This window comes from Sinorhizobium sp. BJ1 (assembly GCF_002531555.1).
In the GTDB taxonomy this organism is placed as follows: domain Bacteria; phylum Pseudomonadota; class Alphaproteobacteria; order Rhizobiales; family Rhizobiaceae; genus Sinorhizobium; species Sinorhizobium fredii_B.
The window spans coordinates 289643-314892 of the sequence record NZ_NWTH01000001.1 but is presented as its reverse complement, the minus strand read 5'-3'; the positions used below and the strand labels follow the sequence as shown (position 1 = coordinate 314892).

Annotated in this window: 24 protein-coding genes; 15 read left to right on the top strand and 9 right to left on the bottom strand. The window is 63.9% G+C overall.

Annotated features, from left to right (window positions below):
• The first annotated feature begins 262 nt into the window (after window positions 1–262).
• The 5 genes from rpmH (at window position 263) to CO676_RS01550 (ending at window position 4099) form a co-directional block, all read left to right on the top strand.
• Window positions 263–397: a 50S ribosomal protein L34 gene (rpmH, locus tag CO676_RS01570; RefSeq protein WP_012706673.1), complete on the top strand. Its 135-nt coding sequence runs from the start codon at window positions 263–265 to the stop codon at window positions 395–397.
• Window positions 398–417: 20 nt separating this feature from the next.
• Entirely contained in the window at window positions 418–816 is a 399-nt protein-coding gene (rnpA, locus tag CO676_RS01565) for a ribonuclease P protein component (RefSeq protein WP_041413699.1), read from the top strand.
• The gene (yidC, locus tag CO676_RS01560; RefSeq protein ID WP_179875382.1) at window positions 816–2594 is read left to right on the top strand and encodes a membrane protein insertase YidC; all 1779 of its coding nucleotides are present in this window, start codon (window positions 816–818) and stop codon (window positions 2592–2594) included. Before rnpA ends, yidC begins: the two co-directional genes overlap by 1 nt.
• Window positions 2595–2761: 167 nt before the next feature.
• The gene (gene yihA / locus CO676_RS01555) at window positions 2762–3415 is read left to right on the top strand and encodes a ribosome biogenesis GTP-binding protein YihA/YsxC (protein ID WP_097519422.1); all 654 of its coding nucleotides are present in this window, start codon (window positions 2762–2764) and stop codon (window positions 3413–3415) included.
• A gap of 144 nt (window positions 3416–3559) precedes the next feature.
• Window positions 3560–4099, top strand: coding sequence for a DUF1269 domain-containing protein (locus CO676_RS01550; protein WP_014760881.1), 540 nt, complete (start codon window positions 3560–3562; stop codon window positions 4097–4099).
• Window positions 4100–4165: 66 nt separating this feature from the next.
• Here CO676_RS01550 and CO676_RS01545 read toward each other — a convergent pair whose 3' ends face one another.
• Window positions 4166–4879, bottom strand: coding sequence for an anti-sigma factor (locus CO676_RS01545; protein ID WP_014760880.1), 714 nt, complete (start codon window positions 4877–4879; stop codon window positions 4166–4168).
• Window positions 4880–5077: 198 nt separating this feature from the next.
• Here CO676_RS01545 and argB point away from each other — a divergent pair, with 198 nt between their 5' ends.
• Complete coding sequence (argB, locus tag CO676_RS01540; protein ID WP_014327106.1) at window positions 5078–5965, top strand: acetylglutamate kinase; 888 nt, start codon at window positions 5078–5080, stop codon at window positions 5963–5965.
• A 170-nt stretch (window positions 5966–6135) separates the two neighbouring features.
• Here the strand turns inward: argB and CO676_RS01535 are convergent, their stop codons facing one another.
• The 3 genes from CO676_RS01535 to CO676_RS01525 all read right to left on the bottom strand — a co-directional run bounded on the left by CO676_RS01535 (window position 6136) and on the right by CO676_RS01525 (window position 8974).
• Window positions 6136–6912 (bottom strand): isocitrate lyase/phosphoenolpyruvate mutase family protein, encoded by a 777-nt coding sequence (locus CO676_RS01535; RefSeq protein ID WP_097519421.1) that lies wholly within the window; start codon window positions 6910–6912, stop codon window positions 6136–6138.
• Window positions 6909–7988 (bottom strand): trifunctional transcriptional activator/DNA repair protein Ada/methylated-DNA--[protein]-cysteine S-methyltransferase, encoded by a 1080-nt coding sequence (locus tag CO676_RS01530; RefSeq protein ID WP_097519420.1) that lies wholly within the window; start codon window positions 7986–7988, stop codon window positions 6909–6911. The genes CO676_RS01535 and CO676_RS01530 overlap by 4 nt, the downstream gene beginning before the upstream one ends.
• 71 nt (window positions 7989–8059) lie before the next feature.
• Window positions 8060–8974, bottom strand: coding sequence for a DMT family transporter (locus CO676_RS01525; protein WP_097519419.1), 915 nt, complete (start codon window positions 8972–8974; stop codon window positions 8060–8062).
• A 102-nt stretch (window positions 8975–9076) separates the two neighbouring features.
• Between CO676_RS01525 and CO676_RS01520 the strand changes: the two genes are divergently transcribed.
• Complete coding sequence (locus CO676_RS01520) at window positions 9077–9790, top strand: pyrimidine 5'-nucleotidase (protein ID WP_014760876.1); 714 nt, start codon at window positions 9077–9079, stop codon at window positions 9788–9790.
• Window positions 9791–9808: 18 nt separating this feature from the next.
• Here the strand turns inward: CO676_RS01520 and CO676_RS01515 are convergent, their stop codons facing one another.
• Window positions 9809–10708 carry an LOG family protein gene (locus CO676_RS01515; protein WP_014760875.1) on the bottom strand — a complete coding sequence of 300 codons (900 nt, stop codon included), beginning with the start codon at window positions 10706–10708 and terminating at the stop codon, window positions 9809–9811.
• Window positions 10709–11013: 305 nt separating this feature from the next.
• On the opposite strand from CO676_RS01515, the gene dapD reads away from it, so the two are divergent.
• From dapD to CO676_RS01500, 3 genes are all read left to right on the top strand, one after another.
• A complete protein-coding gene (dapD, locus tag CO676_RS01510; RefSeq protein ID WP_014760874.1) occupies window positions 11014–11871 on the top strand; it encodes a 2,3,4,5-tetrahydropyridine-2,6-dicarboxylate N-succinyltransferase in 858 nt (285 codons plus the stop codon).
• Between the two features lie 2 nt (window positions 11872–11873).
• Window positions 11874–12257 (top strand): DUF805 domain-containing protein, encoded by a 384-nt coding sequence (locus CO676_RS01505; RefSeq protein ID WP_097519418.1) that lies wholly within the window; start codon window positions 11874–11876, stop codon window positions 12255–12257.
• 152 nt (window positions 12258–12409) lie between these two features.
• Window positions 12410–14311 carry a DEAD/DEAH box helicase gene (locus tag CO676_RS01500; RefSeq protein ID WP_097519417.1) on the top strand — a complete coding sequence of 634 codons (1902 nt, stop codon included), beginning with the start codon at window positions 12410–12412 and terminating at the stop codon, window positions 14309–14311.
• Between the two features lie 111 nt (window positions 14312–14422).
• On the opposite strand, the gene CO676_RS01495 is transcribed toward CO676_RS01500, so the two are convergent.
• A complete protein-coding gene (locus CO676_RS01495) occupies window positions 14423–15331 on the bottom strand; it encodes a LysR family transcriptional regulator (RefSeq protein WP_014760871.1) in 909 nt (302 codons plus the stop codon).
• 136 nt (window positions 15332–15467) lie between these two features.
• Here CO676_RS01495 and CO676_RS01490 point away from each other — a divergent pair, with 136 nt between their 5' ends.
• The 5 genes from CO676_RS01490 (at window position 15468) to CO676_RS01470 (ending at window position 22778) form a co-directional block, all read left to right on the top strand.
• Entirely contained in the window at window positions 15468–16283 is an 816-nt protein-coding gene (locus CO676_RS01490; RefSeq protein ID WP_097519416.1) for an alpha/beta hydrolase, read from the top strand.
• Between the two features lie 42 nt (window positions 16284–16325).
• A complete protein-coding gene (locus CO676_RS01485) occupies window positions 16326–17528 on the top strand; it encodes an efflux RND transporter periplasmic adaptor subunit (RefSeq protein WP_097519415.1) in 1203 nt (400 codons plus the stop codon).
• A gap of 127 nt (window positions 17529–17655) precedes the next feature.
• A complete protein-coding gene (locus CO676_RS01480) occupies window positions 17656–20841 on the top strand; it encodes a multidrug efflux RND transporter permease subunit (RefSeq protein WP_097519414.1) in 3186 nt (1061 codons plus the stop codon).
• 160 nt (window positions 20842–21001) lie between these two features.
• Window positions 21002–22198, top strand: a complete 1197-nt coding sequence (gene dapE / locus CO676_RS01475) for a succinyl-diaminopimelate desuccinylase (protein WP_097519413.1) — start codon at window positions 21002–21004, stop codon at window positions 22196–22198.
• On the top strand, window positions 22182–22778 hold the full coding sequence (locus CO676_RS01470) for a hypothetical protein (protein WP_014760866.1): 597 nt from the start codon (window positions 22182–22184) through the stop codon (window positions 22776–22778). The genes dapE and CO676_RS01470 overlap by 17 nt, the downstream gene beginning before the upstream one ends.
• Window positions 22779–22798: 20 nt before the next feature.
• Here CO676_RS01470 and truA read toward each other — a convergent pair whose 3' ends face one another.
• The 3 genes from truA to def form a co-directional block, all read right to left on the bottom strand.
• Window positions 22799–23542: a tRNA pseudouridine(38-40) synthase TruA gene (gene truA, locus CO676_RS01465; protein ID WP_014760865.1), complete on the bottom strand. Its 744-nt coding sequence runs from the start codon at window positions 23540–23542 to the stop codon at window positions 22799–22801.
• Window positions 23542–24477, bottom strand: coding sequence for a methionyl-tRNA formyltransferase (gene fmt / locus CO676_RS01460; RefSeq protein ID WP_097519412.1), 936 nt, complete (start codon window positions 24475–24477; stop codon window positions 23542–23544). Before fmt ends, truA begins: the two co-directional genes overlap by 1 nt.
• Before the next feature lie 184 nt (window positions 24478–24661).
• On the bottom strand, window positions 24662–25186 hold the full coding sequence (gene def, locus CO676_RS01455) for a peptide deformylase (protein WP_014760863.1): 525 nt from the start codon (window positions 25184–25186) through the stop codon (window positions 24662–24664).
• Window positions 25187–25250: the final 64 nt, after the last annotated feature.

Genomic DNA, 25250 nt, shown 5'->3' with positions numbered 1-25250 from the left:
AGTTAATTCTAAAATGCGTGTGGTTAAAAAAGGGCTCATGACTTCGCTGAAATTTGGCTGAGCGCGATATCGGCCTCCCCGAAGCCGCGTCTTTGGTCGGCCCCCTGTAAGAACGCGGCGGGAATTGACTTTCTCGGACATTTGTCCTTATAAGCCGCGCACGTCCGGTCAAGCTGCCCGAAAGGCGGAGCTGTGCCCGGTAACGTAAACGCTCTTGCAATTTGCAAACCCAAGAAGGGCCGCACACCGCGGTATTAAATAAATGAAGCGTACCTACCAACCGTCCAAGCTTGTTCGCAAGCGCCGTCACGGCTTCCGTGCACGCATGTCCACCAAGGGTGGCCAGAAGGTTCTCGCAGCCCGCCGGGCTCGTGGCCGCAAGCGTCTTTCGGCCTGAGCCGAAGCTGCCCGAAAGCATTGTTTGGGCACATGACGTCAGAAAAAGACAAGATCACTGTCGGACGGCTAAAAAGCCGTCCGCAGTTTTTGGCCGTCAGGGCCGGAGAAGCCCGAAAAGGGCCGCACTTCCTCCTTGAAGTGCTTGACCGCAACGATCCGGAAGGCGAAGCCCGCGTTGGCTTCACCGTTACCAAGAAACACGGCAATGCCGTCGAGCGAAACCGGATGCGCCGACGCCTCAAAGAAGCCGTGCGGCTTTCCGCCGGGTTTGCAATGAAACCCGGACACGACTATGTGATTGTCGCCCGACGCGATCTCCTGAACGTGCCTTTTGACGCATTGACCCGCGCCTTGCAGGATCGCATCGAAAACAAGCCGAAACCGAAGCGGCCGCCGGCCGGTTCCAGGAAACCATGATGGAAAACAACCGCAATTATTTCGTGGCGATAGCGCTCTCGGTGCTGATCCTCGTCGCTTGGCAGTTCTTCTATGTCAATCCAAGGATGGAAAAGGACCGGATCGCTGCGGAAAAAGCCCAGCAGACACAGCAGGCACAGCCCCAGCAGGGCGGCCAGCAGGCCACGCCCGGCCAGGGGCTGCCCGGTGGGGTGGTCCCCGGCGAAAACCGCGACCAGGCCGTCGCCAAGTCTGCGCGTGTCGCGATCGACACGCCGGCGCTTTCCGGTTCCATCAACCTGACCGGTGCACGCTTCGACGACCTGAAGCTCAAGGACTACCGCGAGACGGTCGATCCGAAGAGCCCGGTCATCACGCTCTTCAGCCCAGCGGAAACCGCGGACGGTTATTTTACCGAGATCGGCTATATCGGCGGCGACGCGACCGGCTCCGTACCCGGCCCGCAGACCGTCTGGACGCTTTCGGGCGGTGACAAGCTGGCGCCTGCAACGCCGGTCACCCTCACCTACACGAACGACAAGGGCATCACCTTCGCCCGGACGATCTCCGTCGACGAGCATTACATGTTCCAGATCGTCGACAGCATCAAGAACGGGACCTCCGCTCCGGTCTCGCTTTCCTCCTACGGCCGCGTCACGCGCTTCAACAAGCCGACGACGCCGAGCATCTATGTGCTTCACGAAGGCTTCATCGGGGTCGCCGGCGACAACGGCCTGCAGGAGGTCGGCTACTCGAAAGTTGAAGACGACCAGCCGGTCGAACCGGGCAAGTCGACGGGCGGCTGGCTGGGTATCACCGACAAGTACTGGGCCGCGACGATCGTCCCGCCGCAGGAGACGCCCTTCGATATCCGCTTCTCGCATTTCGCCGACGGCCGCCCACGTTACCAGAGCGATTACAAGAGCGATGCCATCACGGTCGCGCCGGGCCAATCCGCGGAGGTCAAGAACCTCGTCTTCGCCGGCGCCAAGGAAGTGCCGGTCGTCGATAATTACGAAGTGGCCTACGCGATCCCGAACTTCGACAAGCTGATCGACTGGGGCTGGTTCTACTTCATCACCAAGCCGATGTTCAAAATGATGGATTTCTTCTTCCGTCTGTTCGGCAATTTCGGCATCGCGATCCTGATCACCACGATCGTCGTCAAGCTGATCTTCTTCCCCCTCGCCAACAAGCAATATGCCTCGATGGCGAACATGAAAAAGGTCCAGCCCAAGATGGAGGAGCTGAAGAAGAAGTTCGGCGACGACCGCATGGGGCTACAGCAGGCGATGATGCAGCTCTACAAGGACGAGAAGATCAACCCGCTGGCCGGCTGCTGGCCGATCGTGATCCAGATTCCGGTTTTCTTCGCGCTCTACAAGGTGATCTACGTCACCATCGAGATGCGCCACGCGCCGTTCTTCGGCTGGATCAGGGACCTTTCCGCTCCCGATCCGACGACGATCGTCAACCTCTTCGGCCTGCTGCCGTTCGACGGACCGGCCTTCCTGCATCTCGGCGTCTGGCCGATCGTCATGGGCATCACCATGTTCCTGCAGATGCGCATGAACCCGACGCCGCCGGATCCGACCCAGGCGATGCTGTTCACCTGGATGCCGCTGGTCTTCACCTTCATGCTGGCGTCGTTCCCGGCGGGTCTGGTGATCTACTGGGCCTGGAACAACACCCTGTCGATCGCCCAGCAGTCGATCATCATGAAGCGCCAGGGCGTAAGGATCGAGCTTTTCGACAATCTGAAGTCGCTCTTCGCGAAGAGACCGAAGCCGGCGGAATAGCTCGCACCTTCGCTCCTTCCGCAGCCATTGGGGCCCCGGATCAAAGGTGATCCGGGGCCTTTCTTTTTGATGGAACGGCAACTAGCAGGGACGCCACCAGGCGCGGCCGCGCTTGACAAGCGGGCCTAAAAGCCTGATGCCGGCCCGGCAAAAAGGAACGTCAGGACATGTCCGGTAACAACAATCAGAACGCCTCCAGTGTCTTCGGCCGGCCGTGGATCTTCATCCGCGGCGTGCCGGCGATGAAGTTCCTGCCGCCGGAGGGGCCGACGGAGATCGCCTTCGCCGGACGCTCCAATGTCGGCAAGTCGTCGCTGATCAATGCGCTCGTCGGCCACAGGGGCCTCGCCCGCACCTCCAACACGCCCGGACGCACCCAAGAACTCAACTATTTCGTGCCGGACGGCTATTCCGGCGAGGCGGACGACCTGCCGCCGATGGCGCTCGTCGACATGCCGGGCTACGGCTACGCCCAGGCGCCGAAAGAACAGGTCGATGCCTGGACGAAGCTCGTCTTCGACTATCTGCGCGGCCGCTCGACGCTGAAGCGCGTCTATGTGCTGATCGACGCCCGCCACGGCATCAAGAAGAACGACGAGGAGGTGCTGTCGCTCCTCGACAAGGCGGCGGTCTCCTATCAGATCGTGCTGACCAAGACCGACAAGATCAAGGCCGCCGGCGTACCGCGGCTGATCGCCGAAACGCTCGACAAGATCAAGAAGCGGCCGGCTGCCTATCCCGAGGTGTTGTCGACGTCCTCGGAAAAGGGCGACGGCATCGAAGAACTGCGCGCTGCGATCGAACACGCCGTTATGCGCTGAAGCCGGCTTATGCAGCCCCGGAGGCTCTTCGAAAAGAGTCTGTCGCAACTCTTTGAGCCCTGCTCTACCCGGACGCTCCCGCCGCTCTATTTCTGGCTGGGCGACGGCGGGTGCGCGTCGCCTTAAGGGTCAGAGGAGAGAGAGATGTCCGACTTGATCGTCATCGGTTTCGACGCGCCGGAGGAGGCCGACCGGGTCCTCCTGAAGCTCCACAGCCTGAAGAAGGAATATCTGATCGATCTGGAAGACGCGGTCGTCGTGGTGCGCGACACCGAAGGCAAGGCGCATCTGAAACAGAGCATCAACCTTACCTCTGTCGGCGCAGCCTCGGGCCTCCTGTCAGGCTCGCTCTGGGGCGGCCTGGTCGGGTTGCTTTTCCTGAATCCGCTCGCCGGCTTCGCGATCGGCGGCGCGCTCGGCGCGGGGGCCGGAGCTCTTTCCGGTTCGCTTGCCGATTACGGCATCGACGACGATTTCATCAAGTCGCTCGGCAACACGATCCCGAACAACTCCTCGGCTCTGTTCATCCTGGTTCGCAAGGTGCAGCCGGAAAAGGTTCTGGCCGAACTCACCGGGCTCCGCGGCCGTGTGCTGAAGACCTCGCTTTCGCCGGAACAGGAACAGAAGCTGCAGGCCGCCCTCTCCGAAGCGCAGACGCCCTCGCCGCAGGCCGGGACCTTTTGATCCGCTGCCGTGCATCCTGAGAGCAACACCTTCTCCCGGCTTGCGGGGAGAAGGTCGGTCGCGACTTCAGCGATAACCGGCACTGCCCCGCGCCAGGTACGGGCCGCTAGGCGAACCGGTCGGTGAGCCGCCGCGCGGTTCGACGCTGACGGCAAGGGTCGAGCCTTCGGTGATCTTCGTCCGCATGGCGGGAGGAACCCGGAACTCGCCTTCGCCGGACTGCGGCAGCACGCCGAGCGAAATTGCAGGGTCGTTGCCCCGCAGCAGCCAGAATTCGAGGGATTTCTCCCCGTCCTGGCGCGCCGCAACCGGCGTCAAGCGCAAACGCCCGGAGCCGACGTCGAACAGGGCAACGAAACCTATGGCATTGCCCTGCCCCGCCAGGTCGGCCACGAGCGGCCGGCCGCCCGATCCGCCGCCGAACAACCCCGCCAAGGCGATCACAAGAACCGTGACGGCCGCCACGGAGGCAATGGCGAGACTGCGCCAGAAGGACAAGGAATTCCATAATCCGACGGAGTCGCCGACGCCCGCCTGCAGTTCGAACGCCCGGTGTTCGACGGAAGGCAAGGCGCGCAACGGCGCAATCGTTTCATCGGCGGAGTCGAAGGCGGCGAGATTGTTCCGCCAGCGGAGAACCATCGCCGCGAAGTCTCTGTCCGTCGCCATGCGCGCTTCGACCTGACGGCGGTCTGCGGCGGACAGAACGCCCAGCACGTATTCCCCCGCGATCACCTCGTCGCGGCGAGCATCCCCGCTCTCGGGCTTCTGAGTCGTCATCGTTCATTCTCTCTCAGATTGGAGAGATTTCACCGTAGGTTTAGTAGGATCAGCCAAATCACAAATCTCGTCAATCGTATAGACGACCCGTTTTCGCCATCAACCGACGCCATCCTTGAACGACTTATGTTGCGCCCGGATCATTCCATCCGGCGGAAACTTGCGCTAAACAGCAGCGGTATTTTTCGAGGGTCCGTCATGTCCGCATCAGAGAGTGAAATCCAGGCACGCCTGCTCGCCCAGGCCCTGCCCTACATGCAGCGCTACGAGAACAAGACGATCGTCGTCAAATATGGCGGCCATGCGATGGGCAATCCGGAACTTGGGCGCGCCTTCGCCAGCGATATCGCGCTGCTGAAACAGTCGGGCGTCAACCCGATCGTTGTGCATGGCGGCGGCCCGCAGATCGGCGCCATGCTCAACAAGATGGGCATTGAATCGAAATTCGAGGGCGGGCTTCGCGTCACCGACGAGAAGACCGTCGAGATCGTCGAGATGGTGCTCGCCGGTTCGATCAACAAGGAGATCGTCGCGCTCATCAACCAGACCGGCGAATGGGCGATCGGCCTTTGCGGCAAGGACGGCAACATGGTCTTCGCGGAAAAGGCGCGAAAGACCATCAAGGACCCGGATTCCAATATCGAGCGCATCCTCGATCTCGGCTTCGTCGGCGAAGTGGTCGAAGTGGACCGTACGCTTCTCGACCTGTTGGCGCGCTCGGAGATGATCCCGGTGATCGCCCCGGTCGCCCCCGGCCGCGACGGCCATACCTACAACATCAACGCCGATACCTTCGCGGGCGCCATCGCCGGCGCGCTCAACGCGACGCGCCTGTTGTTCCTGACCGATGTTCCGGGCGTTCTCGACAAAGAAGGCAATCTCATCAAGGAGCTTTCGGTCGCGCAGGCGCGCGCACTGATCGCCGACGGCACCATTTCCGGCGGCATGATCCCCAAGGTGGAGACCTGCATGGAGGCGATCAAGGCGGGCGTGCAGGGCGTGGTCATCCTCAACGGCAAGACCGCGCATTCGGTGCTGCTCGAGATCTTCACCGAGCGCGGCGCCGGTACGCTGATCGTGCCATGAAGGCAACCCGCTGTGAAAAATTGCCTCTCACCCTAACCCTCTCCCGGCAGACGGAGAGAGGGGACTGAGGTGCGCGCCGCGAGTACTTTCTCCCCGGGGGGAGAAGGTTCCGGCAGGCGGATGAGGGGCCGACCAGAGGGAAAGGCATTCCGATCAGCCTCCACTGGCAGCTACTTCACAGCGCTCCCGTAAACCTTCTCCGCCTCACCCTGCAGCCAGGCGATCATCGCCCGGTAGGGGAACGGCCCGTAACTGACGCGGCCGACGCCGGCGGCGGCCAGGGTGGGGAGATCCGGTGCCCCCGGCTTCATCATGACATTCACCGGCAGAGGTGATGCCGCGCAGAGCCGGGCGACGAGTTCGGTGTCGGCAAGCCCCGGTGCGAAGAACCCGCTGGCGCCCGCTCCTGCATAGGCCTTGGCGCGGGCGATCGCCTCGTTCATCAAGCCGGCATGGCGCGCCGCGTCGCTCTCCTGCAGGAACAGGTCGGTACGGGCATTGATGAAAAGCGGAACGTTCTGGCGTTCCGCCATCTCGCGGATCGCCCGTATGCGGGCCACCTGATTGTCGATGGGATGGATCCCGTTTTTGCCCACGATCTGATCCTCGAAATTGATACCGATCGCACCGGCATCGATCAGTTGCGCCACATTGGCGGCTCCCTGCGCCGGGTCCTCCGAATAGGCGCCCTCGAAGTCGACCGACAATGGCAGGTCGGTCGCGGCAACGATTTCGCGGGCGATTTCGACCAGCAACTGCAGCGGGATCTTCTGACCGTCGGCAAAGCCATGGGCCGCCGCCACCGACCAGCTTCCGGTGGCAAGCGCCTTGGCGCCGGCCTCGGCCACGCATCGGGCGCTGCCGGCATCCCAGATATTGTAAAGAACGACCGGGTCGCCCTTGCGGTGCAGCGCCGTAAAGGCGCGCGCCCTTTCCTCCTGGTTCATCGAATCTCCTCCGTAAACAGGCCCACAGGTCTCATCTTGCCTTCGTGCCGAAGCAGCCATTGCTTTCGCTCGAGGCCGCCGCCATATCCCGTCAGCGACCCATCCGCGCCGATGCAGCGATGACAGGGGACGACGATCGCGATGCGGTTGGCGCCATTTGCTCTCGCCACGGCACGCACCGCCTCGATGGTAGCGATTTCTCGGGCAATGTCGCTATAGGATCGCGTCTCGCCGATCGGGATTCGCATGAGCCTCGCCCATACCTGGCGCTCGAAGGCAGTGCCATCGAGAGCCAACGGCGTGCGAAATTCGCCCGACTGGCCGGCGAAATAGGCATTGAGTTCCGTAGCGATCTGCTCGATGGGCGCGGTCCTGCCCGGCACGACGGCGGACCGCGCCGTTCGCTTCAGCCTTTCCATCTCGGCCGGCAATGCCTTGCGATCGTGAAATTCGAGCAAATGAAGAAGCGTCTGGTCGGCGACGGCCACCATCGGCCCGAGCGGCGTATCGATCCAATCGGCAAAGAGCAGTTCACGGCCTTGCGCCTTCACCGGCGCCTCGCCGATCAGCCTCGCGAAGGCGGCGCGGAAGCCGCTTGGCGATTCGTAGCCCGCATCGACCTGCGCTTCAATGACGCTCACCCCGGCGGAAAGCTGACGGGCGGCTTCTCCCATGCGTCGCTGACGGGCAAGGTCGAGAAAGGTAACGCCGAGGCTCCGTTTGAAGGCCCGGCGAACGGTCGAGGGATCAAAGCCGCGCCGCACCAGATCGTCCTCGGTCCAGCGACGGTCCGGGGAGCGATCGAGGAGCTTCAGCAGTTGATCGACGAGCGGCTCCTTTCCGGCAGCCTGGTCCAGCGGCCGGCATCGCTCGCAGGGTCTGAAACCGGAATTGATGCAAGCGGCGATGCTGTCGAAAAACAGGGTGTTCTCCCGCTTCGGCTTGCGGGCGGGGCATGAGAGGCGGCAGAAGATGCCGGTGCTCTTCACGCAGGCGAAGGCCTGGCCCTCATAGTCGGAACTGCGGGCCAGGAGCGCATCATAGAGAGTATCGTCGTTCGGCAAATCGAAGAGCATACCGCTTTGTAGCACCGGGCGATCTAGCCGTCCGCCGAAATTCGGGCGTCTATTTCATCGGCTGGGCCCGATTACAGGACAAGCAGCATCACGACGCCGAGGACGATCAACAGGCAGCCGACGAGTTCCAGGCGGTTGATCCACTCGCGGAAGACGAAGAAAGACGTCGCGAAAGTGAACAGCATCTCGACCTGCGCCACCACCTTGACGATCGCCGCCTGCTGCAGCGTCATCGCCATGAACCAGCCGAAGGACGCCGACGAACCGACGAGGCCGACGATGAAAGCGGGCTTCCAGGCGGCGGCGATGCGCTTCAGCTCATTCGGCTCGCGCGCGACGATCCAAAGGAGCATGACGATGGTCTGCAGCAGGATGACGAAACCGAGCGTGAAGCTCGCCTGCATCATGTAGTCCGGCGCGGGCAGGCTGGGTGCCAGCACCAGGGAGGCGGAGCGGTAGGAAACTGCGGAGAGCCCAAAGAACGTACCGGAGAGCAGCCCGATCGCGGCCGTGCGGCTGAAGACCGAGGTCACCAGCGATCGGGCGCTGAGCGTCGTGCGGGCAACGGAAATCAGCATGACGCCGACGACCGAGATGGCGATCGCCACCAGTGTCCCATGGCTCGCTTTTTCACCCAGGAAAATCAGCCCAAAAAGCGCCGCCTGGGCCGGCTCGGTGCGGGAATAAGCGGTGCCGACCGCGAAGTTACGGAAGGAGAAGAGGTGAACCAGCAGGAAGGTCGCGGCGATCTGCGCCAGGCCTCCGACGACAGCCCAGAGGAAAAAGGTCCCGTTCGGCACCGGCAGCGGCTGACCGGCGACACGCCAGAGCACGAGGAGGTAGAGGAGCGCGAAGGGCAGCCCGAAGCCAAAGCGCACGAAGGTGGCGCCGGTCGTGCCCATGGCGCCCTTCAGGTGCTTCTGCATGGAGGAGCGGATATTCTGCAGAAAGGCTGCTGCGACGGTGATGAGAACCCAGGTTTCCATCTTCGCCGGCTAGCATGCGCGGGGGCGACAATCCATCCACAAGCGGACGAGGCGTCAAATAAATCCGTTTTCCTCGCCGGCGCGCCATGTCATAAGGCGGCCATGAAAAAACTCGATCGCCTGCCGACCCATGCCGATTTCGCCCATGTCACCGACTGGGTCTTCGATCTCGACAACACGCTCTACCCGCACCACGTCAATCTCTTCGCGCAGATCGATCGCAACATGACGGCCTATGTAGCCGAAATCCTGTCGCTCGAACCGACCGAGGCGAAGAAACTGCAGAAGGAATATTACCGCGATCACGGCACCACCCTGCAGGGCCTGATGATCCACCACGGCATCGACCCGAACGATTTTCTCGAAAGGGCGCATGCGATCGACTACAGCGTGGTGCCGGCGAACCCTGAACTCGGCGAAGCGATCAAGGCTCTGCCCGGCCGCAAGTTCATCTTCACCAATGGCAGCGTCGTCCATGCCGAGATGACGGCGCGCGCGCTCGGCATTCTCGACCATTTCGATGACATCTTCGACATCGTCGCCGCCGGCTACGTGCCGAAGCCGGCCGGTGATACCTACGACAAGTTCATGAGCCTTCACCGCGTCGACACGCAGCACGCGGCGATGTTCGAGGATCTGCCGCGCAATCTCCTGGTGCCCAAAGCACTCGGCATGAAGACTATTCTGCTGGTGCCGCGCAATCTCGAATATGAATTCGCGGAAGCCTGGGAGACCTCCAGCGACGCCGACGAGCAGATCGACTACGTCACCGAAGATCTGGCCGGCTTCCTGCGGCGGATCGTGGCCCCGGTGTAACGGGCACGCCCGACTAGCCTATCGCCTACCCGTGGCCATCGGTACGGCGCGCGGATCTACCGTTTCGTAGAAGCGGGCGATGATCTCCCAAGCCTCCTCGGCGGTTTCGACGAAATGCACGAGATCGATGTCGTCCGGCGCGATCGTGCCGAATTCGGCGAGCGCCTCGAAATTGATGATCGAGCGCCAGAACTTCTCGCCGAAGAGGACCAGCGGCACCAGCGCCAGTCGGCCGGTCTGCATCAGCGTCATGGTCTCGAACAGCTCGTCCAGGGTGCCGAAGCCGCCGGGGAAGACCGCCACCGCCTTGGCACGCAGCAGGAAGTGCATCTTGCGGATGGCGAAATAGTGAAAATTGAAGGACAGCTCCGGCGTAACGTAGCTGTTCGGCGCCTGCTCGTGCGGCAGAACGATATTGAGGCCGATCGACGGTGCGCCGACATCCGCGGCGCCGCGATTTCCTGCCTCCATGACGCCCGGACCGCCGCCGGTGACGATCACATATTCTTTGTGACCGAGCTTGGCGGACTGCTCGGAACAGAGTCTCGCGAACTTGCGTGCTTCGTCGTAGTAGACCGAAGCCGCTTCCAGGTTCTTGCGCTGCGTCTCGTTCTTGGCCGCCCAGGCTTCGCCGCCCGGCTCCGGAATGCGCGCGCCGCCGAACATGACGACGGTCGAGTTGATGCCGCGCTCCTCGAGCATCATCTCCGTCTTCAGGAGTTCGAGCTGCAGGCGCACCGGCCGCAATTCCTCGCGGCACAGGAAATCGTCGTCGATATAGGCAAGCCGATAGGTCGGAGAGGCCGATTGGGGCGTCACAGGAACGGTCGAAGCGCGCTGCCTGCTTTGCGAGCTGTCTGCCAGCGGATCCCAGACCCCGCCCTTGCTGCGCAAACCGCGCTTCTTCATGCGTCCCATATGTCTCCGTCCCGTCGCGTTCCGAACAGCCGGCATCTCGTCCGGACACGTTCATTCCTGTGCTCGTCAGCCATAAGTGCGTTCTCTGCCGGAAACGAGAGGGCTTGCCAAGTCCCCCGTTTGGAGAGCGGGCCGAAAGGCCCTTCAACTTTTCAGAGCCAGGCACCGCGGCGATACACTTCTTTCAGCTGCAAGCGGGCGCCGCAGCTCTCTGAATTGCCGGTCGAATCCGTCCTTTAATCGGTTCCGATTCGAGGAATTATGCAGTAGAGCTTGCTGGACAACGCGAACTTTAAGGAAATCCGATGACGAACCACGACCTCGCCTCCCTGTCGCAGACGATCGAGACCGCCTTCGATGATCGCGAGGCCGTCAGCACCGGCACGCGCGGCGCGATTCGCGATGCGGTTGAGGCGGCGCTGAACCTGCTCGACAGCGGCAAGGTACGTGTCGCCGAGCGCGGTGCGGACGGCACCTGGACCGTCAACCAGTGGCTCAAGAAGGCCGTGCTTCTCTCCTTTCGGCTGAACCCGATGGAACTCGTCAGGGGCGGCCCCGGCGAATCCGTCTGGTGGGACAAGGTCGCCTCCAAGTTCGACGGCTGGAGCGTCAACGAATTCGAGAAGGCCGGCTTCCGGGCGGTGCCGAACTGCGTCGTGCGCCGTTCGGCCTATATCGCCCCAAATGCGGTCCTGATGCCCTCCTTCGTCAATCTCGGCGCCTATGTCGGCGAGGGAACGATGGTCGACACCTGGGCGACCGTCGGCTCTTGCGCGCAGATCGGCAAGAACGTGCATCTCTCTGGCGGTGTCGGCATCGGCGGCGTGCTGGAGCCGATGCAGGCCGGCCCGACCATCATCGAGGACAATTGCTTCATCGGCGCCCGCTCCGAGGTGGTCGAGGGCTGCATCGTCCGCGAGGGTTCCGTCCTCGGCATGGGCGTCTTCATCGGCAAGTCGACGAAGATCGTCGACCGCGCGACGGGCGAAGTCATGTATGGCGAAGTGCCGCCCTATTCCGTCGTCGTCGCCGGCTCCATGCCGTCCGGCTCGACAATGGCCACCGGCCAGCCGGCGCCGAACCTCTACTGCGCCGTTATCGTCAAGCGGGTCGACGAGAAGACCCGTTCCAAGACCGGCATCAACGAGCTGCTCCGGGACTGACCATGGCCGAGGAGGGGCGGCCGCCGAGCATGACCTGGCTGTTCTTCAGCCCCTCCGGCCGGATCGGTCGCCTGCCCTTCTTTCTCTCCTGGCTTTTCTGGTTCGTCGTCGGCGGCGTCATCCTGATGCAGATGCTGAAATACGAAAATCAGGATGCGGCACTGGTGTTCTGGACGCTGGCGCTGATCGGCTCCGGCGTCGCGTCAACCGTTTCCATTGCCATGCTGGCGATCAAGCGCCTGCACGATATCGGCTATCCCGGACCGCTGGCGCTCTGCCTGTTCATCCCGGTTTTAAGCCCCATCGTCTTCATCGCACTCTGCCTCTGGCCCGGCGCGCAAGGCGCCAACGAATTCGGCGGGCGCCGCAATGGCCCCAGGCGCTGACCGCCCGCCCCTGTACATTCCCTCTCCCAACGCGTATGTAGCGCGCAAATGAACAGGCCGCGATGTTGGCCGCGGCTATCGACGCCTGATGACGACCCGATCCATGGTCCGCTCGTCTGCCGGTGCGACGACCGAAATCCGAAAGACAGGAAATGACAGAGTTCGAAGGGATCGCGCCCTCGATCGCCGAGGCGTTGGCGAAACGCGGATACACCACCCTGACACCGGTTCAAGAGGCGATGCTCGATCCGGCGCTCGACGGTGCCGACGCGCTGGTTTCGGCACAGACCGGTTCCGGCAAGACCGTTGCCTTCGGTCTGGCCCTCGGGCCGACGCTGCTCGGCCCTGCAAGGCAATTCGACGCCCCTGGCGTGCCGCTGGCGCTTGTCATTGCGCCGACGCGCGAACTGGCGCTGCAGGTCAAGCGCGAGCTCGAATGGCTCTATGAGATCACAGGGGCAACGATCGCGTCCTGCGTCGGCGGCATGGATATCCGCAGCGAGCGGCGTGCACTCGAGCGCGGCGCTCACATCGTCGTCGGAACGCCGGGCCGGCTTTGCGATCACATCCGCCGCGACTCGCTCGATACCTCGACGTTGCGCGCGGTGGTGCTGGACGAAGCGGACGAGATGCTCGATCTCGGCTTCCGCGAGGATCTGGAATTCATCCTCGAGGCGTCGCCGGCCGAACGACGTACGCTGATGTTCTCGGCGACCGTGCCGCGCTCGATTGCGACGCTTGCCAAGAGCTACCAGCGCGACGCCGTCCGCATCGGGGTCGCCTCCGAACAGAAGCAGCACGGCGACATCGACTACCGGTCCCTCCTCGTCGCTCCGAGCGACCGGGAAAACGCCATCATCAACGTGCTTCGCTATTACGAGGCCCGCAATGCGATCGTCTTCTGCTCGACCCGCGCCGCGGTGAACCACCTGACGGCCCGCTTCAACAATCGCGGTTTCTCGGTCGTGGCGCTTTCGGGCGAACTCAGCCAGAACGAGCGCACTCACGCGCTCCAGGCGATGCGCGACGGCCGCGCCCGCGTCTGCATTGCGACCGATGTGGCGGCACGCGGCATCGATCTGCCGGGCCTCGAACTCGTCATCCATGCCGACCTGCCAAACAATTCGGAGACCCTGCTGCATCGCAGCGGTCGCACCGGCCGCGCCGGCCAGAAGGGCGTCAGCGCGCTGATCGTACCGGTCAACCAGCGACGCAAGGCGGAGCGACTGCTGGATGGCGCTCGCATCACTGCGACCTGGGCAAAGCCGCCGTCGGCGGACGAAGTAACGCGCCGCGACGAGGAGCGCCTCATCGCCGATCCGACTTTTGATGAACCACCGCGCGACGACGAACAGGCGATCGTGCATGCGCTGATCGAGCGCCATGGTGCAGAGAAGCTTGCCGCCGCCTTCCTGCGGCAGTTTCGCGCTGGCCGCTCGGCTCCAGAGGATCTGGCGGACATCCCGCTTGGCGGCGATCGTGGCAAGACCCGACGCGACGGACCGGTCGCGCCGCGCGACGAGATCGACGCGCCGCGTGCGGACTTCACCGACGGCCAATGGGTTTCGCTCTCGGTCGGGCGCAAGCAGAATGCCGAGCCCCGCTGGCTGATCCCGATGCTCTGCCGCCATGGCAAGCTCACGAAGCGCGATATCGGCGCGATCCGCATGCAGCCCGAGGAAACCTATGTCGAACTGACGGCCGAAGGCGCCGAGCGTTTCCTCTCGGCGATCGGCCCGAACCGGGCGCTGGAAAAGGGCATCCGCGTCAAGACGCTGCCGGGTGCACCGGATAGCTCGCAGCCGCGACAGGACAAGCCAGACTTCGCGAAGAAGCGGCCGCGGCCGGCCGAGGCCGCGTCGGAGCATGGCCAAAGAGACTTCAAACCGAAGCGCAAGTTCGAAAAGAAGCCTCCCCTCACGCAGGACGCGCATCCGGAGAAGCGGGACGAAAAGCCCTGGAGCAAGAAGCAGGGCAAGCCTGAGGCAAAGAAGTCGGGCAGCGACTTCAAGCCGAAAGCCAAGCGCAACAACGCCAAGAACCGGCAGGCCTGATCTCGCAGCGAGGCGCGAAATTGAGGCGCTGCGGCGCCCATCCAACGCCCCGCTCCCTCGGCGAATTGCAGACACCGGCGACGGCGTTGCATGGGTCAAGCGCGAGTCGTGTTACGCGCCGTCGAGCTGTGACTGCGCGACCACCTTCACCACCCAGTCGGCAAAGACCCGCAACCGGCTGCTCAAATGCCTGTTTGGCGGATAGACGAGGTAGATCGGCGTCGGATCGACGTCCCAGTCGGGGAGGACCGGAACCATGGTGCCGGCGCGAAGATCGTCCCGCACCATGAAGAACGGCGCCTGGATCACGCCGAGACCTGCCCGCGCGGCGGCCAGATAGGTCGTCGATTCGTTTGCAGCCACGACATAGCGGCCGTTGATCTCGATCTCCTCGCTTCCGCGCCGGAAATAGAAGGGCATCTGTCGGCCGGTTGGCAGGAAATAGCCGACGACTTGGCAATTCTTCTCAAGATCCGAAGGATGTTGCGGCATCGAGTGCCGTTCGAGGAAGTCCGGCGACGCGCAGGAGACGAATTTCATTTCCGTGATGCGACGGGCAATCAGCGACTGATCCGTCAGCGTGCCGCCGCGGATGGCACAATCGACGTTTTCGGCCAGATAATCGACCGTGCGATCGGACACGCCGAGATCGATCTGGATATCGGGATACTTCCTGTGGAACTCCGGGAGTGCCGGAATGATGATCAGATTGGCGAAGGCACTCGCGGTTTCGACGCGCAGCCGGCCTTTCGGCAGGCTCTGGGCGCTCGAAAGGCTGCCGTCCAGTTCGTCGATGTCGGAGAGCAGGCGCGCGGCGCGTTCGTAATAGAGTGCGCCGTCCGGCGTCACCAGAACCCGCCGCGTCGTGCGGTTCAGGAGCTTGGTGCGAAGATGCGCCTCCAGACCCTGGATCAAGTTGGTGACGGTCGCCTTCGGCATGTTGAGCGAGACGGAGGCCCGGGTGAAATTGCCGGTCTCCACCACTCGAAGGAACACGCGCATGGCCGTGAGCTGGTCCATTTTCAATAGCCAATTGTTCGAAATGACGAATAGTGTAATCAGAAACCGCAGACTATTCCAAACAAAAGACAATGGTATGGTGTGAACGTCGCGGGTTGTCCCTCATCTAGGGATTCACCCATTGTCGAGGCAAGTGATGGAAACGCATTTTACCGAAGAGACGATGCAGACGGGCCAAGGCTCGTGCTGCGCGCGCGTCTACAAGGGTGCGTCGTTGCTCACGCCGCCGCCCGTCGTTTTGCATCTGCACGGCGGTGGCTTCACGGGAGATTCGGTCGCGGCCGGTGAGAAGGTCGCCGGTGCACTCGCCGCTGCCGGTGCAGTCGTCGTCTCGCCGGAATATCCGTCCGCCTGCCTCAATCCGTTTCCGGCGGCGCTCGACGCTGCCTATGCCATGCTGGCTTCGATGCGCAGCCGCTGTCCGCAGTTTGCGCACAAGAAGTCGCTGCTGTTCGTCGCCGGTGAGGAGGCGGGCGGCAACCTCGCCGCCGGCCTGGCGCTGATGGCGCGGGACCAATTTCTGACCGACCTCAAGGGGCAGATCCTGCTGTCGCCGCTCCTCGATCCTTGCCTGGCGACGCCGTCTTTCCGCAAGTTCTGTCCGCAGAGCTCGGTGCAGTCGATCGCCGACGGCTGGCAGCAATATCTGGGCGAAGGCAGCCGCCTGACCCACCCTTACGCGGCGCCTGGCCATTGCACCCGGCTTGGAGGCCTCGTTCCGGCCCTGGTCATTACCAGCGAGGAATGTCCGATGCGCGACGAGGCCAAGGCCTATGCCGAGCGCCTGCGTGGAGCCGGCGTGCCGGTGGAGATGCACGTTCTACCCGGCCGCGCCGCTTGGATTCCGGCCAATGTCTCGGCTCAGGAAAGCTGGCCCGCGCAGGAAGAAACCATATCCGGCATTTTCTCCCGCTTCTTCGAGAAAGCGGGAGCGAAGGCCACACAGACGTAAAGCAGACATTTAGAGCCGGCCCCCGACCGGCAAGGAGAGACCATGACGTCGAGCGTTGCACGCCGCGCCCTTTGGGGCGCTGGCTTCAGTATTCTAATGTCGATCGCCGGCGGAGGAGCCGTCCTTCTCGGCCTGCCGGCGCGCTTCGAAGCGGACGCCGCCACCGAGGCGCCGGCGGCACCGGCCGCGGTTCCGGTTTCCGTCGCCAAGGCGGAATCGCGCCGGATCACCACCTGGGAGAGCTTCTCGGGCCGGCTCGAGGCAATCGAGCGGGTCGAGGTTCGCCCCCGCGTCGGCGGCGCAATCCTCAGCGCTCATTTCCGCGAGGGTGCTCTCGTCGAGAAGGGCGATCTGCTCGTGACCATCGACCCAGATCCCTTTGCGGCGGCCGTCGAGCGGGCTGAAGCGGAGGTCGCAGCAGCCGAAGCTCGGGTGGCACTCGCGAGAACCGAGCTCGAACGTGCCCGCAAGCTTGTGACCACCAGCGCCATCCCGCAAAGCGGCGTCGACCAGCGGCTCAGCGCCTATGATGAGGCGCAGGCAAATGTCCGCTCGGCAAAGGCGGCGCTGCGCTCCGCCCGTCTCGACCTGCAATATACCGAAGTGCGCGCGCCGATCGCCGGACGCGTCGGCAGGCTCGAGGTGACGGCCGGCAATCTTGTTTCCGCCGGCACCGCCTCCCCGATCCTGACGACACTCGTCTCGATCGACCCGATCTATGCGAGCTTCAACGTCAACGAGGAAGTGGTCGCAGCCGCGCTGGCGAAGCTTTCCGCCTCGGCCGGTACCGATTCGATCGAGCGCATTCCGGTGCAGATCGGCACCGCCGCCGACGAGGGCACGCCGATCAGCGGCCATATCCAGTTGATCAACAACGAGGTGGATGCGGCGACCGGCACCATCCGCGTACGGGCGGCGCTCGAAAACCCCGACGGCCGGCTCATCCCGGGCCAGTTCGTCCGTATCCGCATCGGCGATCCGGCACCGGCCGAGAAGCTGGTGATCAGCGACCGCGCCATCGGTTCCGACCAGGACAAGAAGTTCGTGCTGGTCGTCGGTTCCGACAACAAGGTCGAATACCGGCAGGTCACCCTCGGGCCGACCGCTGACGGGATGCGGATCGTCGAGAGCGGCCTGAAGCCCGGCGAAAGCATCGTCGTCAACGGCCTGCAGCGCGTGCGCCCCGGAGTCGTGGTCGCCCCGCAGCCTGCCGAACAGGCAACGGCTTCGATCGCCAAACCATAGGTAAGAGCGCCCGCCTCTCTGAGAAGCAGGGCAGCGCAAAGCAATTCAAACGGCATGCATCGGCGCGCGGCGGAGTTTTCCGCCGTTGACGTCTTCCGCTTGCCTGAAGTTCCCAAGGGGGATCATTATGAACTTCTCACGCTTTTTCGTCGACCGCCCGGTCTTCGCGGGCGTTCTTTCCGTGCTGATCTTCGTCGCCGGCCTGATCGGCATGACCGGCCTGCCGATCTCCGAATATCCGGAAGTCGTGCCGCCGCAGATCGTCGTGCGCGCCCAATATCCAGGCGCCAACCCGGCGGTCATCGCCGAAACCGTCGCCACACCGCTCGAAGAGCAGATCAACGGCGTCGAAGGCATGCTCTACATGCAGAGCCAGGCGACTGCAGACGGCCTGATGACGCTGACGGTCACCTTCGAGCTCGGCACCGACCCGGACCAGGCCCAGCAGCTGGTGCAGAACCGCGTCTCGCAGGCCGAGCCGCGCATGCCGGAAGAGGTGCGTCGGCTCGGCGTCACGACGGTGAAGAGCTCTCCGGACCTGACGCTCGTCGTGCACCTGATCTCGCCGAACGGCCAATATGACATCAACTATCTGCGCAACTACGGAGTCTTGAACGTCAAGGACCGGCTGGCACGCGTCGAGGGTGTCGGCCAGGTACAGATCTTCGGCGGCGGCGACTATTCGATGCGCGTCTGGGTCGACCCGGAAAAGGCCGCCGAGCGCGGTCTCGCCGCGAGCGACATTGCCAATGCCGTCCGCGGGCAGAACGTCCAGGCGGCCGCGGGCGTCATCGGCGCCTCGCCCTCCGTTGCGGGGCTCGACCTGCAGCTCTCCGTCAATGCCCAGGGCCGCCTGAAAACACCGGAGGATTTTGCCAATATCGTCGTTAAGTCCGGCGCCAATGGCGAGATCACCCGCCTCGGCGATGTCGCGCGTGTCGAGATGGGGGCGGCGGACTATTCGCTGCGCTCACTGCTCGACAACAAGGCTGCCGTCGGCATGGGCGTCTTCCAGGCGCCCGGCTCGAATGCCATCCAGATATCCGAAAACATCCACAAGGCGATGGCCGAGCTGAAGCAGACCATGCCGGAGGGCGTCGACTACGAGATCGTCTACGACACGACGCAGTTCGTCCGCGCGTCGATCGAATCGGTCGTGCACACTCTGCTCGAAGCAATCGCCCTGGTCGTGCTCGTCGTCATCGTCTTCCTGCAGACCTGGCGGGCCTCGATCATCCCGCTCGTCGCCGTTCCCGTCTCGATCGTCGGCACCTTCGCGGTGATGTACGTCTTCGGCTTCTCGATCAATGCGCTGAGCCTCTTCGGCCTGGTGCTGGCGATTGGCATCGTCGTCGACGATGCGATCGTCGTGGTCGAGAACGTCGAGCGCAACATCGCGCAGGGCCTCTCGCCGGTGCAGGCGACCTATCGCGCCATGCAGGAGGTCTCCGGCCCGATCATCGCGATCGCGCTGGTGCTGGTCGCCGTCTTCGTGCCGCTCGCCTTCATCACCGGGTTGACCGGGCAGTTCTACCGCCAGTTCGCGCTCACCATCGCGATCTCGACGGTGATCTCCGCCTTGAACTCGCTGACGCTGTCGCCGGCGCTCGCCGCACTGCTCCTTAAGGACCATCACGCGCCGAAGGACCGTCTGACGCGCATCATGGATGCGCTGTTCGGCTGGTTCTTCCGCGGCTTCAACCGCTTCTTCGGAGCGAGCTCGGAGGCCTATGGCCGTGGCGTCGGCGGTATCCTGACGCGCAAGTCGCTCATCATGGGCGTCTACGTCATCCTGCTCGGGGTCACCTTCGCGCTCTTCCGCGCCGTCCCCGGCGGCTTCGTGCCGGCCCAGGACAAGCAATATCTGATCGGTTTCGCGCAGTTGCCGGATGCGGCAACGCTCGACCGCTCGGAGGACGTCATCCGGCGCATGAGCGACATCGCCCTCAAGCATCCGGGCGTCGAGCACGCGATCGCCTTCCCGGGCCTGTCGATCAACGGCTTCACCAATTCCTCGAACTCCGGCATCGTCTTCGTGTCGCTGAAGCCATTCGAGGAGCGCACGACGCCGGAACTCTCGGGCGGCGCGATCGCCATGCAACTGAACCAGGAGTTCGGCGCGATCCAGGATGCCTTCATCGCCATGTTTCCGCCGCCGCCCGTCCAGGGTCTCGGCACGACCGGCGGCTTCAAGCTGCAGATCGAGGACAAGAACGGACTCGGCTACCGGGCGCTCGACGATGCGGCCAAGGCCTTCCTGGCGCAGGCGGCGCAGACGCCGGAACTGGCCGGGCTCTATTCGAGCTACCAGATCAACGTGCCGCAGCTCTATGCCGACCTCGACCGTACCAAGGCGCGCCAGCTCGGCGTCGCCGTCACCGACGTGTTCGAGACGCTGCAGATCTATCTGGGCTCGCTCTATGTCAACGACTTCAACGCCTTCGGCCGCACCTACAGCGTGCGCATCCAGGCCGATGCGAACTATCGCAGCCATGCCGACGACATCGGCAAGCTGAAGGTCCGTTCGCAATCGGGCGAGATGATCCCGCTGTCGGCCTTGTTGAAGGTTGAGCAGACGGTCGGCGCCGAGCGGGCGATCCGCTACAATGGCTTCCTCGCCGCCGACCTCAATGGCGGGCCGGCACCGGGCTTCTCCTCCGGCCAGGCGCAGGCCGCCATCGAGCGGATCGCCGCCGAGACGCTGCCGCCCGGCATCTCTTTCGAGTGGACGGACCTCACCTACCAGCAGATCCTCGCCGGCAATTCGGGGATCCTGATCTTCCCGCTGGCGCTGCTGCTCGTCTATCTGGTCCTCGCGGCCCAGTATGAGAGCCTGCTGCTGCCGATCTCGATCATCCTGATCGTGCCGATGGGCATCATGGCGGCGCTCACAGGGGTTTGGCTGACCGGCGGCGACAACAACGTCTTCACGCAGATCGGACTGATCGTTCTCGTCGGTCTATCGGCGAAGAACGCGATCCTGATCGTCGAGTTCGCCCGCGAGCTCGAGCTCTCCGGCAGGAGCGCCGTCAGCGCCGCGATCGAGGCGAGCCGCCTGCGCCTCAGGCCGATCCTGATGACCTCGATGGCCTTCATCATGGGCGTCGTGCCGCTCGTCACTTCGACCGGCGCCGGTGCGGAAATGCGCTCGGCGATGGGGGTCGCGGTCTTTGCCGGGATGATCGGCGTTACCGCCTTCGGCATCTTCATGACGCCGGTCTTCTACGTGCTGATCCGCAAGCTTTCAGGCGAGCGTCCGCTGAAGCACGCAGGCGCCCATATCGAAGCTCCGCATCTCGCCCCGGGCGAATAGCGTTCCTGCGGCATCGGCATCCAGCGGGCCGGACGATCGTCCGGCCCGCTCTCGTTTCAACGGCTCGCGCCTGTCTCATCGGGCGTGACAGTTGAGGACCGATCGGATAAACCAGCAATCTCAGTTCCTTGGCCCACCGGCTCCGCAGGCATTCCGCTCGATGTTCCCGACCGATCCGATTTCTAATCTCGCCGCTCTCATCCATTGCCCCTCGGTCACTCCGGCCGAAGGCGGCGCGTTGACGGCTCTCGAAACGATGCTGGCGCCGCTCGGCTTCACAGTCGATCGGGTCGTCGCGAGGGCGGCGGGAACGCCGGATATCGAGAACCTCTATGCCAGGCTCGGCGCCGAGGGCCCGCATCTGATGTTCGCCGGCCATACGGACGTCGTGCCGGTCGGCGACGAAGCCGCCTGGACCCATCCGCCCTTTTCTGCCGCGATCGCCGGCGGCGAAATGTACGGGCGGGGCGCCGTCGACATGAAGGGCGGCATTGCCTGCTTCGTCGCGGCGGTCGCCCGCCATATCGAAAAGCATGGCCGTCCGAACGGCTCGATCTCCTTCCTCATCACCGGCGACGAGGAAGGCCCGGCGATCAACGGCACCGTGAAACTCCTCGAATGGGCTGCTGGAAAAGGCGAGCGCTGGGACGCCTGCCTCGTCGGCGAGCCGACCAATCCGGAGAGCCTCGGCGACATGATCAAGATCGGCCGGCGCGGTTCGCTTTCCGGCCGGATCACCGTCCGCGGCGTGCAAGGCCACGCGGCCTATCCGCACCTCGCCGACAATCCGGTGCGCGGCGTCCTGCAGCTCACACAAGCGCTGATGGATCCGCCCTTCGACAACGGTACCGAGAACTTCCAGCCGTCCAATCTGGAGGTGACGACGATCGACGTCGGCAATGCCGCCGTCAACGTCATCCCGGCCAAGGCGAGCGCCGCCTTCAACATCCGCTTCAACGACCGCTGGACAGCCGAGAGCCTGATGGCGGAGATCGTCGCCCGGCTCGATCGCGCCGCGCGCGATGGCGCGCTCCGGCCAGGGCGCGATCCGGTCAAATACGAGATCGTCTGGAACGAGCGGCCGAGCCACGTCTTCTTGACGCGCAGCAATGCGCTGATCGATTCGCTTTCCGGCGCGGTCGAGGCCGTGACCGGGCGGCGGCCGAAGCTCTCCACCACCGGCGGTACGTCGGACGCCCGCTTCATCAAGGACTATTGCCCGGTGGTCGAATTCGGCCTCGTCGGCCAGACGATGCACATGGTCGACGAGCGCGTCGCCACCGCCGATCTCGAAACCTTGACCGAGATCTACGAAACCTTCGTCGCCCGCTGGTTCGGCCATGCCGCTGATCGATGAGGTTCTTGCCTATATCAAGGGGCTCTGGCTGCTGGTCCAGGGCAACCGCGAAGGCTATCAATGGCTGGACATCAGCGAAGGCGGCCTGTGGCGCTCGTTCTCGGCGATCCTCTGGTCGCTGCCGGCCATGGCCGTGTCCTGGGCATCCTGGCGGCTCTACTATCTTTCGGCGATGCCGAGCGGCACGACAGTCGGCATCGCCTTTTTCCTAAAATTGCTCGTCGTCGATCTCGTCAGTTGGCTGCTGCCGATCGTGCTGGTCGCCGCCCTTTCGCGACCCCTCGGATTTAGCGCACTGGTCGTGCCTGTGGTCGTCACCACGAACTGGCTCTCGGTGCCGCTTTCCTATGCCATGGCAATCCCGGCTGCGATCCTCCTTCTCGCTCGAGGAGGCCATCAGCTCACGGCCCTTTTTTCGCTGATCGTCCTTATTGCCGGCGTCGTCCTGCTCTTCCGGCTGCTGCGCACGATAACCGGCAACCAGAACCTGCTCGCCTCGGCGCTGACGGCGCTTTACCTGCTGCCGTCGATGATGCTCGCACAATATCTTCAGCACTTCTTCGGGTTGATGCCCGGCTGAGTGAGATCAGCGCCGGACGGTCAGTAATCGACCTGCATGAAGTAAAGACCTTCCGGCGGGGCGACGGGTCCGCAAGCCTTGCGGTCGCGCGCTTCGAGTGCCGCCTTGAGGTCGTCGGGCGTCCACTTGCCCTCGCCGACAAGCTTCAGCGAGCCGGCGAAGGAGCGGATCTGGTTATGCAGGAAGCTCTGCGCCGTCGCCCGGATCTCGATCAGTTCGCCGCTGCGTGTCACGTCCAGCCGATCGATGGTGCGCAGCGGGCTGGTCGCCTGGCAATGGGCCGACCGAAACGTGGTGAAATCGTGATGGCCGACGAGGTGTTGCGCCGCCGTGTGCATCGCCTCGTGGTCGAGCGTCTTCGGCACCCACCAGGCGCGCCGCGCCTCGAGCGCCAGCGGCGAGCGGCGGGAGATGATGCGATAGAGATAATGCCTGCGGCGGGCCGAGAAGCGCGCGTCGAATTCCGGCGGCGCTTCCGCCGCGTCGAGGATCGAGACCCGCTCGGCGGCAAGCGCCAGGTGGGCGTTGAGCGCATTGCGCAGCGTATGGCTCGCCCATTCGCGCGTCAGGTCGAGATGCGCCACCTGGCCCATGGCGTGAACGCCGGAATCGGTTCGGCCGGCGCCGCGGATCGAGACGGTTTCGCCGGTCAAGGACAGGACCGCCTTCTCGATTGCCCCCTGGACGGAGGGGCCGTTCTCCTGCCGCTGCCAGCCGACATAGTCGGACCCGTCATATTCGACGGTCAGGCGATAGCGCGGCATCAGGCAATCCTCGTGCCGACGCCGATCGGCGTGCCGCGCAGGAACTCCGGCGTGGCAAGCGACTTGCCGCCCGCCCGCTGCAAGCGCGTCGGCCGAACTGCTCCCTCACCGCAGGCGATCGTCAAGGCATCGTCCAGAACCGTGCCGGGCGAGCCGGCCCCTGCCGCAGGCTCCGAGCCCAGCACCTTGATGCGCTCAATCCGTCCGGCGATCTCGAGTTCGAACCAGGTGCCCGGAAAAGGCGACAGACCGCGGATATGGTTGTGTACGTCGGCCGCCGATCTCGTGAAGTCGACGCGCGTCTCGTCCTTGGCGATCTTGGCGGCGTAGACGACGCCTTCCTCGGGCTGCGGCGTCAGCGTCAGTTCGTCCGCCTCGAGCTTCGCCATCGCTTCCTTCATCAGCGCCGCCCCGACATGCATCAGCTTGTCGTGCAGTTCGCCGGCCGTCATCGTCTCGCCGATCGGCACAGTCTTTGTGAGGGCGACGGGGCCCGTGTCGAGCCCCTTGTCCATCTTCATCACCATCATGCCGGTTTCGCGATCGCCGGCCATGATCGCCCGCTGGATCGGTGCCGCACCCCGCCAGCGTGGCAGGAGCGAAGCGTGACCGTTATAGCAGCCGTGGCGGGTGCCCGAGAGGATTTCCTCCGGCAAAAGCAGACCATAGGCGACGACGACCGCGACATCGGCGTCAAAATCGCGAAAGGTCTGCCGATCCGCCGCGTCCCTGAAGTTGACGGGCGTCAACACCGGAACGCCGAGAAGTTCGGCCGCCTGATGCACCGGCGACTTCTTGAGATCCAGGCCGCGCCGGCCGCCGGGGCGCGGCGGCTGCGTATAAACGGCGGCGATCTCGTGGCGGGCCTCGACGAGGGCGGAGAGCGTCGGCACCGAGAATTCCGGCGTGCCCATGAAGATGATGCGAAGCGGCAAGGCGGTGAACTCCGTCTCTCTACAGCGCCGCGCGCCTTATCAGGCGCGCAAAGGTCGCTGTAGCACTTTGAATTGCTGCATGTCTTTGTCCTTAAATCGAAGTCGATTTAAGGAGACATGCAGTAGTCGCCCGAAACAGGGCAGCGGCTCCGGTTCAAGCGTCGCTCGACGCAGTGTGCGACGATCAAATCGCCTTGGCGCCGCGTGTCTTGGCTGCCTTGGTGAACTTGCGGATCACCATGTCGCGCTTAAGCTTGGAGATATAGTCGATGAACAGAACGCCGTTCAGATGATCGATCTCGTGCTGCAGGCAGGTGGCGAGCAGACCGTCGGCCTCGACCGATTGCTCCTTGCCGTCGCGGTCGCGAAATTCGACGGTGATCGCCGCCGGCCGCTCGACCTCGGCATAGTAGTCCGGAATCGACAGGCAGCCTTCCTCGTAGACCGAGCGCTCCTCGGAGGACCGGACGATCTTCGGATTGATGAAAACCAAAGGCTTCTTCTCTTCGCCCTCTTTCGAGACGTCGAGGACGAGCAGGCGTCTCGGCACGCCGATCTGGATCGCCGCGAGACCGATGCCGGGGGCGTCATACATGGTCTCGAGCATATCGTCGGCAAGGCGGCGAATGTCGTCGTCGATCGTCTCTACCGGCGTGGATACCTGGCGCAGAACGGGATCGGGAAGAATGATGAGCGGCTTGATCGTCATGCTGCTCCCATAGCCGATCTTTCAGTGCGGGCGCAAGAAAATTGCCGAGCGACAGCATCCACAG